This window comes from Thauera sp. 28, assembly GCF_000310145.2.
In the GTDB taxonomy this organism is placed as follows: domain Bacteria; phylum Pseudomonadota; class Gammaproteobacteria; order Burkholderiales; family Rhodocyclaceae; genus Thauera; species Thauera mechernichensis.
Genome location: NZ_AMXA01000032.1, coordinates 1 through 16,040 on the forward strand (window position 1 = coordinate 1; position 16,040 = coordinate 16,040).

The window sequence follows — 16,040 nt, forward strand, 5'->3', positions numbered from 1 at the left end:
GCGCGAGGCTGCGCGTCGGCTCGCCGAGCAGCGCGAAGCCGAGCGTCGCGCTGCGCAGGCCGCTCTGGCTGCACAGGCGCAGCGCCAGCCTGCAGAGGGTGCCGCATCGCGGCCCGCGCGCCGTGCCGAGCCTGCGGTTGGCGAGGTGCGTGCGACGCCGACGCCGACGCCGACCGGCGTGCGTTTCGCGCAACTGCGCGGACAGTTGCGCTTCCCGGTGCGGGGCGAACTCGTTGGCCGTTTTGGTGCTCAAAGAGCCGGTAGCGGCACAACCTGGAAGGGTGTATTCATCCGTACCGGCGCGGGTGCCGAAGTCAAGGCCGTTGCTGGCGGGGAGGTGGTGTTCTCCGACTGGCTGCGGGGTTACGGCAACCTCCTCATCATCGATCATGGTGGCGACTATCTCTCGATCTACGGCAACAACGATGCCTTGCTGAAAGAGGTCGGAGATCGCGTGGCCGGTGGCGATACGGTTGCCAGCGTGGGCAGCAGCGGGGGGGGCGAGGATTCGGGTTTATACTTCGAGATCCGCCACCAAGGACAGCCGCTGGACCCGATGCAATGGGTGCGGCTCAACTAGCTTACGGCCACGGGACGCGCGCCCGGGTGGGCGAAACAACGGAGTTTTCATGGGCAGCAAGCTAAAGCAGTTCGGTCTGGTGATGACCGGCGTGGTCGCCGGCGTGATGATCAGCCTAAATTTTTCCGCAAACGCCGACCGTAGCGCGCCGATGCCGCTGCCGGTCGATGAGTTGCGTGCCTACGCCGACGTATTCAATGCGATCAAGCAGGGCTATGTCGAGCCGGTCGAGGACAAGAAGCTCATCACCGACTCGATCAGCGGCATGCTGTCGGGTCTCGACCCGCATTCGGCCTATCTCGATGCCGAGGCCTTCAAGGACCTTCAGGTCGGCACCCAGGGCGAGTTCGGCGGCCTGGGTATCGAGGTTGGCATGGAGGACGGCTTCGTCAAGGTGATTTCGCCGATCGAGGATACGCCTGCGTTCCGGGCGGGTGTGCAAGCCGGCGACCTGATCGTCAAGCTCGACGAAACGCCGGTCAAGGGCATGAGCCTGAACGACGCGGTCAAGCGCATGCGCGGCAAGCCGCGTACCGACATCACGCTCACCATCATGCGCAAGGGCGAGTCGCGTCCGATCGTGCTCACCCTCACGCGTGAGGTCATCAAGGTGCAGAGCGTGCGTTCCAAGGTGATCGAGCCTGGCTTCGGCTACCTGCGCATTGCGCAGTTCCAGGAGAACACCGCGGCCTCGGTGGTCGAGCATTTCAACAAGCTCGCTGCGGACGTTCCGCTGAAGGGACTGGTGCTGGACCTGCGCAACGATCCCGGTGGTCTGTTGCATGGCGCGGTGGGCGTTTCGGCGGCGTTCCTGCCTGCCAACACGCTGGTCGTGTCCACCGATGGGCGTACCGATGATGCCCGGCGCGAATACCGCGCCACCCCTGCGGACTACCTGCGCGGCACGCGGGACGACTTCCTGCGCCGGTTGCCGCCCGCAGCGAAGGACGTGCCGATGGTGGTGCTGGTCAACGCCGGCTCCGCATCCGCGTCAGAGATCGTCGCCGGTGCGCTGCAGGACCACAAGCGCGCCACCGTCATGGGGACGCAGACCTTCGGCAAGGGCTCGGTGCAGACCATCCTGCCGCTGAACAACAACACCGCCATCAAGTTGACGACGGCGCTTTACTACACGCCCAGTGGGCGCTCCATCCAGGCCAAGGGGATCGAGCCCGATGTCGTCGTCGAGGAAAGCGCCAATGGGTCGAGCCGCCGTGTGCGGGAGGCCGACCTCGTCGGCCACCTTGGCAACGGCAAGGGCGGCGAGGGTGAGGCCGCGAAACCGGAGGCTGGTCGTGGCGCCGATGCCGGTGCCGAGGAGGCCGAGCCGGTCCGATTCGAGCTCGCCGGCGAGAACGATCATCAGCTCCAGCAGGCTATCCGCCTTCTCAAGGGTGAGCAGATCGTCCAGAATCAGGAATAATCCATGATAAAGGGAGGGGCATGATGCGCAGGGAGACCGCCTATAAGCTTGCAGGCAGGCATCATGATCGTCCCGTGCCGGGCGCGGACATCCACAAGCAGCGTGAGATCCGCTTCAAGCCTTTGCCGCCGGGGCAGATGGAGAAGGCCTGGCGGGCGCTGCGCCTGCTCAAGGATCTTCACATCGAGCGCACGGCCGACCCGCTGTGTGTCGTGGTGCGCTACTCGGTGCTCGACTATTCGCTCGAGACGCTTGAGGACGCGCTGCGCGAGGCCGGCTTTGCACTCGAGAACTCGCTTTATGTGAGGCTGGTGCGGGCAATCGTGTATTTCAGCGAGGAGACCCAGCGTCACAACCTGCTCTCGCCCGAGCGCCTGATCAAGCAGTCGAACGAGGTCTATATCCAGGCATGGAACCACCATGCCCATGGTGACCACGATGACACTCCGCCCGAGTTGCGCGAGTACAAGTGAGTTCTGCAATGGATGACGAGCAACTGCTGCGTTACAGTCGGCACATTCTCCTGCCCGAGATCGGCGTCGAGGGTCAGCAGGCTTTGCTGGACGCGCGCATGCTCATCATCGGCGCCGGGGGGCTGGGGTCGCCTGCTGCCATGTATCTTGCAGCCGCCGGCGTCGGTACCATTGCGATCGCCGACGACGATGAGGTCGATCTCACCAATCTGCAGCGACAGATCCTGCATACGGCCGATATGGTGGGGGCGCCCAAGGTCGAATCAGCGCGCCTGACACTGAACCGGCTCAATCCGCTCACGCGCGTCGAGCCGCTCAAGTTGCGGCTGGAGGGCGAGTCCCTTGCTGCCGAAGTCGCGCGTGCGGACGTGGTGCTCGACTGTTCCGACAATTTCGCCACCCGGCATGCCATCAACCGCGCCTGTCTGCAGCACCGCAAACCGCTGGTCTCGGGTGCGGCGATTCGCTTTGATGGGCAGGTGTCGGTGTTCGATCTGCGCCGAGCCGACAGCGCCTGTTACCACTGCCTGTTTCCGGAGGGCGAGGATCTTGAAGAGGTCCGCTGTGCCGTCATGGGCGTGTTCGCTCCGATTGTCGGCATTGTTGGCACCACGCAGGCGGCCGAGGCGCTCAAGCTCGTGATTGGCTGCGGTACCTCGCTGGACGGCCGCTTGCTGCTGCTTGACGGCCTGGGCATGGAGTGGCGCAGCATCAGCCTCGGCAAGGATCCAGGCTGTGCAGTGTGTGCGCGTGCGGCCGCCTGACTGCGGGGCTGGTTACGCAGCGTGCGTTCAGCGTCTGGGGCGTGCGATGACGCGCAGGTCACGACCGATCGTGCGCATGTCGGTCACATCGAGTTGGGTGGCGTCGTCCAGCCGGGTCAGGGCGGGCAGGTTGAACAGCCCCTGGGCGGTGTCGCCGGCCAGCATGGGTGCGAAGTAGAGCAGCAATTCATCGACGCAGCCCTCGCGCAGTAAGGAGCCGTTGAGCTTCAGTCCCGCTTCGGCGTGTACCTCGTTGAAACCGAGGCGGCCGAGCTCTCGCATCAGCGCAGGCAGGGCTACTTTCCCGTTTGTGTCTGGCAGCACGATGATCTGGTGTCCGCTCTCGAGCAACGGCGCCATGCGCGCGTGCTCCTCGCACGCGGTGGCGATCAGGATCGGAGCACCCTGCAGAATACGAGCCGCTGCGGGAACCTCCAGTCGCGCATCGATGAGGATGCGCTGCGGCTGACGTTCACAGACTATGTCGCGTACGGTCAGTTGTGGATCGTCTTCGCGTACGGTGCCAATCCCGGTGAGGATGGCGCAGGCACGTGCGCGCCAGCGGTGACCGTCCCGTCGCGCCTCCGCGCCCGTGATCCACTGGCTGACGCCGTTGTTAAGCGCAGTCTTACCGTCGAGGGTGGCAGCGGCCTTGAGGCGCAGCCAGGGCCGGCCGCGGGTCATGCGCGACACGAAGCCGATGTTGAGTTCGCGCGCTTCGGTGTCGAGCAGGCCGTGTTCGGTGACGATTCCTGCCGCGCGCAGGCGTGCCATGCCGCGGCCGGCCACCAGCGGGTTGGGGTCTTCCATTGCTGCGACGACGCGGCTGACGCCTGCCTCGATGAGGGCGTCGGCACATGGCGGCGTGCGACCGAAGTGCGAGCATGGCTCGAGCGTGACATAGGCGGTGGCTCCGCGTGCGTCGGCGCCAGCCTGCTGCAAGGCGTGGATCTCGGCGTGCGGTTCGCCCGCACGTTGATGCCAGCCTTCGCCCACCGTCCTGCCGTCGCGCAGCAGCACGCAGCCGACGCGAGGGTTGGGAGAGGTGCTTTCCAGTCCGCGCCGGGCGAGCGCGAGCGCGCGCGCCATCGCGGCATGGTCAGTTGCCGAAAAGGTCATCTTCGGATGTGGCAGGCGGGTTTGCTGCACCGCGTCCCCGCTTGGGGCGACTCTGTACCTCACGGATCACTTCCGAGAACTCGTCGACATCGGCGAAGTTGCGATACACGGATGCAAATCGGATGTATGCCACCTTGTCGAGCTTCTTGAGCTCCTTCATGACCAGTTCGCCAATCTTCTCGCTCGGGACTTCCGGTTCGCCCATGGAGAGCAGGCGCGCTTCGATGCGGTCGACCGCAGCATCAATGGCCTCGATGGTGACAGGTCGCTTGCGCAGCGCCAGCTTCATGCTGCCGGCGAGCTTGGCGTGGTCGAACTCGCTGCGGTTGCCGTTGCGCTTGACGATATGCGGCATCTTCAGGTCGATGCGCTCGTAGGTGGTGAAGCGCTTGTCACAGCTCACGCAGCGGCGGCGGCGGCGGACGACGTCACCGTCCTCATTCTCGCGGGTGTCGGTGACCTGGGTGTTGGGGTCGCCGCAGAAGGGGCATTTCATGGCCGGGGGGGGGGCTCGTGGGCGGAGCGGGCCTCAAGTCGGCACGCGCCCCGCCCCGCAGCTTACTTGCCGTAGACCGGGAACCTGGCGCACAGCTCGGCCACCTGGCCGCGCACGCGCTCGATGACTGCCTGGTCTTCCGGGGCGTCGAGCACGTCGGCGATGAGGTGTGCAATACGCTCGGACTCGATCTCGGTGAAGCCGCGCGTGGTCATCGCCGGCGAGCCGATACGGATGCCCGAGGTGGTGAACGGCTTCTCCGGGTCGTTGGGAATCGAGTTCTTGTTGACCGTGATATGGGCGCTACCCAGCACGGCTTCGGCAGCCTTGCCGGTGATCTTCTTGTTGCGCAGATCAACCAGGAAGACGTGCGATTCGGTGCGACCGGAGATGATGCGCAGGCCGCGCTCCTCTCCCAGTACGCGCGCCATCACGCGCGCGTTGGCGATGACCTGTTCCTGGTAGTTGCGGAACTCGGGTGTCGCCGCTTCCTTGAAGGCTACCGCCTTGGCCGCGATCACGTGCATCAGCGGGCCACCCTGCAGGCCGGGGAAGATCGCAGAGTTGATCGCCTTCTCGTGCTCGGCCTTCATCAGGATGATGCCGCCGCGCGGGCCGCGCAGCGTCTTGTGGGTGGTCGAAGTGACGACGTCGGCGTGCGGCACCGGGTTGGGGTAGAAGCCCGCAGCGATGAGGCCGGCATAGTGCGCCATGTCAACCCAGAAAATGGCGCCGATCTCCTTGGCGATCTTCGCAAAGCGCTCGAAGTCGATGCGCAACGAATAGGCGGAGGCGCCTGCGATGATGATGCGCGGCTTGTGTTCGCGCGCGAGTGCTTCCATCTTGTCGTAGTCGATCTCTTCCTTGTCGTTGAGACCGTAGGCGACAACGTTGAACCACTTGCCGGACATGTTCAGCGGCATGCCGTGGGTGAGGTGGCCGCCTTCGGCCAGGCTCATGCCCATGATGGTGTCGCCCGGCTTGGCGAAGGCCATCAGCACGGCTTGGTTGGCCTGGGAGCCGGAGTTCGGCTGCACGTTCGCGGCCTCGGCGCCGAACAGTGCCTTGAGGCGGTCGATGGCGAGCTGCTCGGCCACATCGACATGCTCGCAGCCGCCGTAGTAACGCTTGCCGGGGTAACCCTCGGCGTACTTGTTGGTGAGCTGGGAGCCTTGAGCCTCCATGACCGCGGTGGAGACGTAGTTTTCGGAGGCGATCAGCTCGATGTGATCTTCCTGACGGCGGTTTTCTGCCTGCACGGCAGCCCAGAGTTCAGGGTCGACCTTGGCGAGGGTGTCTTGCGCGGAGAACATGGGGCGAAGTCTTCAGCGGTTGATTAAAAAGGAATTCTACCATGTGGTGCGCCGCCGCAAGCGAGTGGCCCCGGTGTTCGCTGGTGTGCCCCTGTGCGTCCGCCTCAGGGGTGAGGCAGTTCGTCCATGCTGCTGCCAAGATGGGTCTGGTCTGCCCAGCACTCCAGCCGCCACCCCTGCGCGTCGTGCGCGATCCAGTTGAGCGCCGCGTTCGGAATCGCGAAGTCGCGTGCGGCCTCGAGCGGCTTTCCGGACGCCAGCCGGTGGATGATGTCGAGCACGCCGCCATGGGTGACGACCAGCACTGTCTGCCCTGTGTGGGCGCGCAGGATCGCGTCCATTGCTTGACGCACGCGGGCATCGAACTCGGCCAGGCTCTCGCCGCCGCCGGGGAATGAGTAGGCCGGGTTGCGTCCTTTGAAGTGCCGCCAGACTTCAGGATGCTGGGCCTCGGCCTCATCGTAGGTCCGCCCCTGGAGCACTCCGTAGTGGCGCTCGCGCAGCCCGCTGTGAGGTAGCGGCTGCAGCCCGCAGGCGCTGGCTGCTGCAGCTGCTGTCTGCAGTGCGCGGGCGAGATCGCTGCTGTACAGCGCGTCGAAGCGGTGCGCGGACAATACGCGGGCGGTGGCGGCCGCCTGGCGGCGACCGGTGTCATTGAGCGGCACGTCGATATGCCCCTGGAGGCGCAGTTCTGCGTTCCAGGGGGTTTCGCCATGGCGTACGAGACAGAAGCGGGTCAGCACGTTCTTACCAACCGTCCTTCTCGCCGCCTTCCTCGCCCCAGCCTCCTCCGCCGCTCGGGGCCTCGATGCGGATGGTGTCGAGGTCGACCTCCACCTTGGCATCGAGATTGCCCGTGACCAGCTGCGGGAAGGCAATCAGCAGGGCGATCATGATGATCTGGATGATCACGAATGCGACCGAGCCCGCATAGATCTCCTGGGTGCGCACGCCCGGCACGCGCTGCCCCGTGACGCGGTCGATGAAGGAGGATACGGGGGCCACGCTGCGCAGGTAGAAGAGCGCGAAGCCGAAGGGCGGCGTGAGGAAGGAGGTCTGCAGGTTCATCGCGATCAGGACCCCGAACCAGATCAGATCGATGCCAAGCTTGTCGGCGACCGGCGCGAGCAGCGGGATCAGGATGAAGGCGATCTCGAAGAAGTCGAGGAAGAAGCCGAGGAAGAAGATCATCGCATTCACGAACAGCAGAAAGCCGATCTGTCCGCCCGGAAGCTGGTCGAACAGATGCTCGACCCACTGCTTGCCATCGACTGCAGTGAACGTGAAGCTGAACACCGTGGCGCCGATGAGGATGAACATCACGAACACCGACAGCTTTGTCGTAGCTTCGAGCGCCTCTACCAGCTTGCCGAAGCTCAGACGGCGACGGGCGAAAGCCATCAGCAATGCGCCGAGTGCGCCCATCGCACCACCTTCGGTCGGCGTCGCGATGCCGAGGAAGATCGTGCCGAGTACCAGGAAGATCAGCGCCAGCGGGGGCACGAGCACGAAGGTGACGCGTTCGCTGATGCGTGACAGCAGGCCAAGGCCGAGCAGCTTGTTGATGCCGGCCAGAACGAGTGCCAGCGCGGTGCCGAAGGTGAGCGCCACCACCGCAACCTCCTCGCGCCCCGGTGGAACCGCGCTGCCGCTGAGTTGCGGGTAGATCCCGGCGAAGCCGATGGTGGCCAGCGCGATCAGGACGCCGAACACAACCAGTGAGCGAAGGCCCGAACTGCCATCGGGTTGGCGGAACTTGAGCGCCTCGGGCGGCAGGGCAGGCACCAGCTTGGGCCGGAAGATTGCCACGCCGATGATGAACAGGGCGTACATCGACACCAGGATGAAGGCGGGCAGGAAGGCGCCCTTGTACATGTCTCCGACGCTGCGACCGAGTTGGTCTGCCATCACGATCAACACCAGCGAGGGTGGAATCGCTTGTGCCAACGTGCCGGAGGCCGTGATCGCGCCGCATGCGATCGGCCGGCTGTAGCCGTAGCGCAGCATGATCGGCAGCGAAATCAGGCCCATCGAGATGACCGAGGCCGAGACGACGCCAGTGGTGGCGGCGAGCAGTGCGCCGACGAAGATCACCGCCAGCGCGAGGCCGCCGCGCACTGGGCCGAAGACCTGACCGGCGGTGTCGAGGAGGTCCTCGGCCATGCCGCTACGTTCGAGCACGAGCCCCATCAGGGTGAAGAAGGGGATGGCGAGCAGGATGTCGTTCTGCATGATGCCGAACACCCGCAGCGGCAGGGCCTGGAACAAGGTGCCTGGCAGCAGGCCAAGCTCCATGCCGATGAAGCCGAACAGCAAGCCGCAAGCCGCCAGCGCGAACGCGACCGGAAAGCCCGAAATCAGGAAGAACACGACGGCGCCGAACATGATCGGCGCGAGGTTGGCAGAAATGAACTCGATCATTGTCCGGCCTTGGCTGCAGGTACGTCGGGTGCAGCGCCGGAGTCGGCGTGCGGGTCATGGGGCAAAGCCATCGGGTCGGGGCCAGCGCCGCGCAGGAAGGCGATGCGCTTGATCAGCTCCGACAGCCCTTGCAGGGCGAGCAGGCCGAAGCCGGCGGGAACGAGGGCATACAGGGGCCAGCGGATGAGGCCGCCAGCGTTCGACGATACCTCGCCGGTCTTGATTGCGGACATCACGATCGGCCAGGCAAAGACAGACAGCAGGTAGCACATCGGCAGCAGGAAGATGACGATTCCGCCGATATCAACCCAGGCGCGTGTACGCGCTGAAAACTTGTTCGACAGCACGTCGATGCGGACATGCGTGTTCTTGAGCAGGGCGTAGCCGCCGCCCAGCATGAAGACCGCCGCATAGAGGTACCACTGGATCTCGAGCATTGCGTTCGAGCCAATGTTGAGCGTCTTACGTACGATGGCATTGCCTGCGCTGATGAGGGTGGCTGCAAGCACGAGCCAGATCAGTGTGCGGCCGACGAGGTTGCTGATCGCATCGATCAGTCTGGATATCTTGAGTAGCGGTCCCATGGCAGGGCAGGCTTTCCTAAGGTGAATGCGTGCCGCGCGGACACGATTCCGCCCTCGTGTCCACGCGGCGCACGAGGGCGGTGATCATCAGGCAACGCCCTGCCGGAGCGGGTCATTGCCTCAGGTGTCGATCAGAGCTTCTGTGCCGCCATGTACTGGTCGTAGCTGCCATCCGCCAGCGGAATCCACTGATACTGGTCGCGCATGAAGCGCTCGTAGTCAGCGAACACCTTGCGCCAGTTGGCGTTGGTGTCGTTCAGTTCCTTGTAGACCTCGTTGCGTGCCTTGAGCGCGGCGTCCATGACTTCGCGCGGGAAGCGCTGCAGCTTGGCGCCTTCGGCGATGAGTTGCTTGAGCGCGGTCGGGTTGCGCGCGTCGTACATGGCCTGCATGTTGACGTGGGCGTGCGATGCCGCAATCTGCACGATCGTCTTGTACTCGGGCGACAGGGCGTTGTAGGCCTTGTCATTGACGTACAGCGAGATCTGCGCACCGCCTTCCCACCAGCCGGGGTAGTAGTAGAACGGAGCGACCTTGTGGAAGCCGAGCTTGAGATCATCGTAGGGGCCGACCCACTCGGTGGCGTCGATGGTGCCGCGCTCGAGCGCCTGATAGATCTCGCCGCCAGGAATGTTCTGCGGTACGCCGCCGAGCTTGCTGACGACGCGGCCGGCGAAGCCGCCGATGCGCATCTTGAGGCCGTTGAGGTCGGCCGGCGTCTTGATTTCCTTGCGGTACCAGCCACCCATCTGCGCGCCGCTGTTGCCCATCGGGAAGTTCACGATGTTGTAGCCGGCGAAGAACTCACGCATGAGCTTGAGGCCGTTGCCGTCGTAGAACCACGCCGTGAGCGAGCGCGAGTTCATGCCGAAGGGGATGGCGGTGTCGATGGCAAAGGTCTCGTCCTTGCCAAAGAAGTAGTAGCCGCAGGTATGGCCGCACTCGACCGTGCCCTGCTGTACGGCATCGACGACGCCGAAGGCCGGCACCAGTTCGCCCGGTGCATGAACCGAGACCTGGAACTTGCCGCCGGAGGCGTCCGATACCAGCTTGGCGAACACGTCGGCCGCGCCGTGGATGGTGTCGAGTGCCTTGGGGAAGCTCGAGGTCAGACGCCAGCGGACTTGTTCCTGTGCGTTGACGATGGCCGGTGCGGTGCCCGAGGCGAGGATGCCGGCAATGCCGGCGCTCTTGATGAATTTGCGACGCTCCATGGTTCCTCCTGTGGAAAAGCCTGTGTTCTGATGGTTCTCGGCTGACGACGATTATATGTAGCGCCTCGGGCGTCGAAAGCACGGAAAACCCTAATCGCCCCTGCGGCCGGGCAGGGCGTCGCCTTCAGCGGCCTGCAACCTTCATGTGCTCGATCAGTACCGAGCCGCACAGTTTGGCGCCGCGCGGCAGTGCATCGTTACCGATGGCGACGATGTTGCGGAACATATCGCGCAGGTTGCCGGCGATGGTGACTTCCTCCACCGCGTGCTTGATCCGGCCCTTTTCCACCCAGAAGCCCGCCGCGCCGCGCGAGTAGTCTCCGGTCACATAGTTGACGCCGTGGCCGAGCAGCTCGGTGACCAGCAGGCCCTTGTCCATGTGCTTGATCAGGCCTGCGAGGTCCTTGTCGCCGGCCTTGACGATCAGGTTGTGCGAGCCGCCGGCGTTGGCGGTCGTCTGCATGCCGAGCTTGCGTGCCGAGTAGGCGGAAAGGAAGTAGCCGTTGAGTACGCCATCGGTGACGACTTCGCGGTCGCGGGTGGCGACGCCATCGCTGTCGAAGGGGCTGGAGCCGAAGGCGCGTTTGAGGTGGGGGCGCTCGGAGATGCTGACCAGCGGCGAGAAGACCTGCTGGCCAAGGCTGTCGAGCAGGAAGCTCGACTTGCGGTACAGCGAACCGCCGCTCACCGCCTGCACGAAGTTGCCGATCAGCGCCACCGCCAGCGGGGCCTCGAACAGCACCGGCACCTCGCAGGTGCGGATCTTCCGCGCCCCCAGGCGAGCAATGGCGCGTTCGCCGGCGCGGCGGCCGATCTCCTCCGGCGACATCAGCTCGGCCGGGTCGCGGCGCGAGTCGTACCAGTACTCGCGCTGCATCGCGTCGCCCTCGCCGGCGATCACCGAGCACGACAGGCCGTGGCGGGTGGTGGCATAGCCGCCGATGAAGCCGTGGCTGTTGGCCGATACGAAGTGCGACTGCTGGATCGAGGTGTTCGCCCCCTCAGAGTTGCTGATCTGCGGGCTTACCGCGAATGCTGCGTCCTCGCAGCGTCGAGCAAGCACGATCGCCTCATTGACGTCGATCGCCCAGGGGTGGAACAGGTCAAGCTCGGGCATGTCCTTGGCGCGCGCCATCAGTGCCGCATCGGCCAGGCCTGCGCAAGGGTCGGGCGCGGTGAAGCGCGCGATCGACAGCGCCGCGTCGACGGTGGCCTTGAGCGCCTTCCTGGAGAAGTCCGAGGTGCTGGCGTAACCGCGCTGCTGGCCGACGTACACCGTGACGCCGACGCCCTTGTCGCGGTTGTATTCGATGGTCTCGACTTCGCTCTTGCGTACTGCGATCGACTGGCCGAAGCCTTCCGAGACGTCGGTTTCGCACGCCGAGGCGCCGCGCTTTCGGGCGTACTTGAGAATGTCGGTGGCGATATCGGCGAGGTGCGCCTGGGAGAAGGAGAAGCCTTGAGCGGACATGGAGCGGGCCGGGTGCGTGCAAAGGCTATAATCTTAACCCGATCAAGCCAGCCCCCATGTCCGCAATGCGTCCAGATTCGCGCCAGTCCCCCCATCCCGAGTCCGACGACGAGGCCTATGCCGAACCGCCGAGCAAGAGTAGCCGCAAGCGCGAAATGCTGGCCTTGCAGGATCTCGGCGAGCAACTCGTCGCGCTGTCGGTAGACCAGTTGAAGAAGGTGCCCCTGCCCGAATCGCTGTTCGACGCCATCCGCGCCGCCCAGGGCTTCAAGATGGAAGCGCGCCGTCGCCAGCTGCAGTACATCGGCAAGCTGATGCGCAAGATCGACCCCGAGCCCATCCAGGCCCAGCTCGAAGTCTTCGCCGGCAATTCCGCTGCCGAGGTGGCGAAGATGCACCGCCTCGAACGCCTGCGTGCGGACCTGCTCGAGGACGACAAAGTGATCGGCGTCATCGCCGAGACCTGGCCGGGCGCCGATCTTCAATACCTGCGCACCCTGCGCCGCAACGCGCTCAAGGAGCGCGAGGCCGGCAAGCCGCCCAAGGCCTTCCGCGAGATTTTCCAGGTGCTGCGCCAGTTGCAGCTCCAGGCCGAGGCTGAAACTGAAGCAGAGGGTACCGGACAGGATGATGCCGACGCGGGCGACGGTGCCGAGAGCGGTGGTCACGCTCAATCCTGACCCCAGATAAACCCATACCGAGAACTCCAGCATGAGCGAACACATCCGTATCGGCCTGGTGTCGATCAGCGACCGCGCCTCCGAAGGCACCTATGAAGACCAGGGTATTCCGGCCCTGAAGGATTGGCTGGGCAAGGCGCTGAGTTCGCCATGGACCGCCGAGGCTCGCCTGATTCCGGATGATCGCGCCACCATCGAACGTACCCTCGTCGACTTGGCCGATGTGGCCGGCTGCAACCTGATCCTCACCACCGGGGGTACCGGGCCGGCGCCGCGCGACGTCACACCGGAGGCCACGCTGGCCATCGGCGACAAGGAGATGCCGGGCTTCGGCGAGGAGATGCGCCGCATCAGCCTCAACTTCGTGCCCACTGCGATCCTGTCGCGTCAGGTCGCGGTGATCCGCGGCAAGAGCCTCATCATCAACCTGCCCGGCCAGCCCAAGTCGATCCGCGAGACGCTCGAGGGGGTGCGCGACGCGGAAGGCGCGGTGCGCCATGTCGGCATCTTCGCCGCGGTTCCGTACTGCATCGATCTCATCGGTGGGCCCTACATCGAGACCGACGAAGCCGTGATCAAGGCCTTCCGGCCCAAGCATGCGATCCGTCCCCGGCAGGCCTGAGGCCGACGTGGAGACGGTGGCCGAGCTGTGCTGGGAGGAGCCCTCCGTCGCGCCCGGGGCGTCGGCGGGCTGCACGCCGATCGCTCGCCGCGCACGCTGGCGCTCGGAGAATGGACTGCCGCCGCCGCACCGGGTGGTCGTCGCCGACGACACGATGAAAGCGGACACCGCCTGGCGTCTGGCCTGCGAGGGTACGGCAGTGCTCTGGCGCGGCGATTACCACAACGCCCGCCAGTTGTTGCAGGCCATGGGGCGCCGCGCCGATTCGCGTCCGCGCAAGCGCACGCAGGCGCCGGCAACGACGGCGGAGGCCTTTCATCTCCACCGCATGGCCCAGGCGCAGCGCGCGCGTACGCTCGGCATGCTGCTGATTCCGGTCGAGGCGGGCGGGCGCATCCCGCTGCGGCGCGCGCCCGACGTCGCTCAGGTGCTGGCCGAGGCGGTCGTGGGCACGCGCGATGCCGATCTGCTCGATGCGCCCTTCGTGATCTCGCTGCGCGAGCTGCTCGGCCTTGTTGGCGCGCACGAATGGCGCAGCAAGGGCGTGACGGTGGCGGCGCTCGGCGCGCTCATCCACCCATGGTATGGCGTGTTCTCGCCGATTCGCGGTGAATATCTCGACCTCGTCGCGCGCGCGCCCTTGCCGGCGAGCACGCTCGCCTTCGATATCGGCACCGGCACAGGCGTGATCGCGGCCGTACTCGCCCGCCGCGGGGTGGCGCGCGTGGTGGCGACCGACCAGGATCCGCGCGCGCTCGGCTGCGCCCGCGACAACCTTGCCCGGCTCGGCGTCGGCGAGCGGGTCGAGGTGGTCGAGGCCGATCTGTTCCCGCCCGGTCGTGCGCAGCTGGTGGTGTGCAATCCGCCCTGGGTGCCGGCCAAGCCGACGGCAGCAATCGAGCGCGCGGTCTACGACCCCGACAGCCGCATGCTGCGCGGCTTCCTCGAGGGCCTCGCCGAGCACCTGACGGCGGACGGTGAGGGCTGGCTGATCCTGTCCGACCTCGCCGAGCACCTCGGCCTGCGCACGCGCGCGCAGCTGCTGGGCTGGATCGAGGGCGCAGGCCTGCGTGTGCTCGGTCGAGAGGACATCCGCCCGCGCCACGCCAAGGCGGCTGACAGTGGCGATGCGCTGCACGCGGCGCGTGCAGCGGAGATCACCTCGCTGTGGCGGCTGGCTATTTCGGCATGATCCGGATCACCGGCCGCTGCAGGTGCTTGGCCGGCGGTGGCACCGACAGCTGACGCTGACGTTCCTGCTCGCGCCACCAGGCGCGCAGGCCGAGCAGCACGGCGAGCACCAGTGCATACACGAGCGGTTCGAGCACGTCGGCCTTCACCAGCCACCAGAAGTGCAGTACGCCGAGGATGGCGATGCCGTAGGTGGCGCGGTGCAGGGCCTGCCACCTGCGCCCGCCCATGCGGCGGATGGCGAAGGTGTTGGAGGTTGCCGCGAGCGGAATCATCAGCACCAGGGCCGCGAAGCCCACGGTGACGAAGGGGCGCTCGAGGATGTCGCGTGCGATCGCGGGCCAGTCGAGATACAGGTCGAGCCAGATCCAGATTGCAAAATGGCCGAGCGCATAAGCGAAGGCGAACAAGCCCAGCATGCGGCGCAGGCGCAGCAGCCAGTGCAGGCCGCTGAGGCGGCGCAGGGGCGTGACCGCGAGCGTGAGCAGCAGCAGCCGCAGCGCCCAGTCGCCGGTTGCGTGGGTGAGGGTTTCGATCGGGTTGGCGCCGAGGGTGTCGGCCTGCCAGCCGAGGGCGAGCTGCCCTGCGGGGATCAGGCAGAGCACGAAGACGAGCGCCTTGATCGCGTTCAGCGCGAGCGGCGAGGGGGTGCGCAGCATCAGTAGTGCTTCCTCAGGTCCATGCCCTGGTAGAGGCTGGCGACCTGTTCGCCGTAGCCGTTGAACATCAGGGTCGGCCGTCGGCGCAGTTCGCCGATACGGCGCTCGGTAGCCTGGCTCCAGCGCGGATGCGAGACCTCCGGGTTGACGTTCGAGTAGAAACCGTACTCCTGCGGTGCGGCGCGGTTCCAGGCGGTGGGCGGTTGCTTCTCCGTGAGGCGGATGGTGACAATGGACTTTGCGCTCTTGAAGCCGTACTTCCAGGGCACCACCAGGCGTACCGGGGCTCCGTTCTGGTTGGGCAGGGTCTCGCCATACAGGCCGACCGCGAGCAGGGTGAGCGGATGCAGTGCCTCATCCATGCGCAGGCCCTCGCCATAGGGCCAGTCGAGCACCGGGCGGCGGGTCATGATTTCGCGGTCGTAATGGGTCAGGAACTCGACGTACTTGGCGCTGCCGAGAGGATCGACCTCCTTGAGCAGGGCTGCGAGCGGGAAGCCCACCCAGGGGATCACCATCGACCAGCCTTCGACGCAGCGCATGCGGTAGATGCGCTCCTCGAGCGGCGCGAGCTTGATCAGGTCGTCGATGTCGAAGGTGCGCGGTTTGCCAGCCAGGCCTTCGACGCTCACCGTCCATGGACGCACAGCCATGCGACCCGCGTTACGCGCCGGGTCGTCCTTGCCGGTGCCGAATTCGTAGAAGTTGTTGTAGGTCGTGACCGACTGGTAATCAGTCTTCGCCTCGTCGGTGCTGAGTGCCGACGGTAGGCCGGCGAGGGCCGTATTGGTACTGCTTCGCGCGGCCCGTGCCGGGGATGTCAGTCCGTGCCAGAGCGCGGCGCCGGCGGCAAGGCCGACACCCGAGCGGGTGATGAAGGCGCGTCGGTTTTCGAACAGCCGACGGTCGGTGATTTCGGAATCGAGAATGTCTGAGGGGCGCTTGATGAGCATGAGAGTGGAGGCTGCACGAAAAAACGTTTGTGAAGTGTACGAACAGACGCGCTGAACGACGATCGGTTCAGTGCATC

The 16,040-nt window shown here is 65.7% G+C and carries 17 protein-coding genes; 7 read left to right on the top strand and 10 right to left on the bottom strand.

Annotated features, from left to right (window positions below):
• The 4 genes from C662_RS16675 to C662_RS16690 all read left to right on the top strand — a co-directional run.
• On the top strand, positions 1-580 hold a 580-nt coding region (locus tag C662_RS16675), incomplete at its 5' end, for a murein hydrolase activator EnvC family protein (RefSeq protein WP_002931674.1).
• Positions 581-629: 49 nt separating this feature from the next.
• Entirely contained in the window at positions 630-2,003 is a 1,374-nt protein-coding gene (locus tag C662_RS16680; RefSeq protein WP_002931676.1) for a S41 family peptidase, read from the top strand.
• A 23-nt stretch (positions 2,004-2,026) separates the two neighbouring features.
• Positions 2,027-2,476 carry a hypothetical protein gene (locus C662_RS16685; protein WP_198291765.1) on the top strand — a complete coding sequence of 150 codons (450 nt, stop codon included), beginning with the start codon at positions 2,027-2,029 and terminating at the stop codon, positions 2,474-2,476.
• A gap of 8 nt (positions 2,477-2,484) precedes the next feature.
• Positions 2,485-3,240 (top strand): HesA/MoeB/ThiF family protein, encoded by a 756-nt coding sequence (locus C662_RS16690; protein ID WP_002931680.1) that lies wholly within the window; start codon positions 2,485-2,487, stop codon positions 3,238-3,240.
• Positions 3,241-3,267: 27 nt separating this feature from the next.
• Here the strand turns inward: C662_RS16690 and ribD are convergent, their stop codons facing one another.
• The 8 genes from ribD to pmbA form a co-directional block, all read right to left on the bottom strand.
• Positions 3,268-4,359 (bottom strand): bifunctional diaminohydroxyphosphoribosylaminopyrimidine deaminase/5-amino-6-(5-phosphoribosylamino)uracil reductase RibD, encoded by a 1,092-nt coding sequence (gene ribD, locus C662_RS16695; protein WP_002931682.1) that lies wholly within the window; start codon positions 4,357-4,359, stop codon positions 3,268-3,270.
• The gene (gene nrdR, locus C662_RS16700; RefSeq protein WP_002931684.1) at positions 4,340-4,855 is read right to left on the bottom strand and encodes a transcriptional regulator NrdR; all 516 of its coding nucleotides are present in this window, start codon (positions 4,853-4,855) and stop codon (positions 4,340-4,342) included. Before nrdR ends, ribD begins: the two co-directional genes overlap by 20 nt.
• A 62-nt stretch (positions 4,856-4,917) precedes the next feature.
• Entirely contained in the window at positions 4,918-6,168 is a 1,251-nt protein-coding gene (gene glyA, locus C662_RS16705; RefSeq protein WP_002931687.1) for a serine hydroxymethyltransferase, read from the bottom strand.
• A gap of 104 nt (positions 6,169-6,272) precedes the next feature.
• Entirely contained in the window at positions 6,273-6,911 is a 639-nt protein-coding gene (locus C662_RS16710; protein WP_002931691.1) for a histidine phosphatase family protein, read from the bottom strand.
• Between the two features lie 4 nt (positions 6,912-6,915).
• Positions 6,916-8,589, bottom strand: a complete 1,674-nt coding sequence (locus C662_RS16715) for a TRAP transporter large permease (RefSeq protein WP_002931695.1) — start codon at positions 8,587-8,589, stop codon at positions 6,916-6,918.
• Positions 8,586-9,173, bottom strand: a complete 588-nt coding sequence (locus tag C662_RS16720) for a TRAP transporter small permease subunit (protein ID WP_002931696.1) — start codon at positions 9,171-9,173, stop codon at positions 8,586-8,588. The genes C662_RS16715 and C662_RS16720 overlap by 4 nt, the downstream gene beginning before the upstream one ends.
• A gap of 131 nt (positions 9,174-9,304) precedes the next feature.
• The gene (locus C662_RS16725) at positions 9,305-10,387 is read right to left on the bottom strand and encodes a TRAP transporter substrate-binding protein (protein ID WP_002931697.1); all 1,083 of its coding nucleotides are present in this window, start codon (positions 10,385-10,387) and stop codon (positions 9,305-9,307) included.
• Between the two features lie 124 nt (positions 10,388-10,511).
• Positions 10,512-11,858 carry a metalloprotease PmbA gene (pmbA, locus tag C662_RS16730; protein WP_002931700.1) on the bottom strand — a complete coding sequence of 449 codons (1,347 nt, stop codon included), beginning with the start codon at positions 11,856-11,858 and terminating at the stop codon, positions 10,512-10,514.
• Positions 11,859-11,914: 56 nt separating this feature from the next.
• Here pmbA and yjgA point away from each other — a divergent pair, with 56 nt between their 5' ends.
• The 3 genes from yjgA to C662_RS16745 are packed head-to-tail and all read left to right on the top strand — an operon-like array spanning position 11,915 to position 14,352.
• Complete coding sequence (gene yjgA / locus C662_RS16735; RefSeq protein ID WP_002931703.1) at positions 11,915-12,538, top strand: ribosome biogenesis factor YjgA; 624 nt, start codon at positions 11,915-11,917, stop codon at positions 12,536-12,538.
• Positions 12,539-12,569: 31 nt separating this feature from the next.
• Positions 12,570-13,160 (top strand): molybdopterin adenylyltransferase, encoded by a 591-nt coding sequence (gene mog / locus C662_RS16740; RefSeq protein WP_002931709.1) that lies wholly within the window; start codon positions 12,570-12,572, stop codon positions 13,158-13,160.
• Positions 13,135-14,352, top strand: a complete 1,218-nt coding sequence (locus C662_RS16745) for a methyltransferase (RefSeq protein WP_232433300.1) — start codon at positions 13,135-13,137, stop codon at positions 14,350-14,352. The genes mog and C662_RS16745 overlap by 26 nt, the downstream gene beginning before the upstream one ends.
• On the opposite strand, the gene C662_RS16750 is transcribed toward C662_RS16745, so the two are convergent.
• Complete coding sequence (locus tag C662_RS16750) at positions 14,339-15,010, bottom strand: sulfite oxidase heme-binding subunit YedZ (RefSeq protein WP_002931712.1); 672 nt, start codon at positions 15,008-15,010, stop codon at positions 14,339-14,341. The two genes, C662_RS16745 and C662_RS16750, sit on opposite strands and share 14 nt — an antisense overlap.
• Positions 15,010-15,963, bottom strand: coding sequence for a protein-methionine-sulfoxide reductase catalytic subunit MsrP (gene msrP, locus C662_RS16755; protein ID WP_002931713.1), 954 nt, complete (start codon positions 15,961-15,963; stop codon positions 15,010-15,012). The genes C662_RS16750 and msrP overlap by 1 nt, the downstream gene beginning before the upstream one ends.
• Positions 15,964-16,040: the final 77 nt, after the last annotated feature.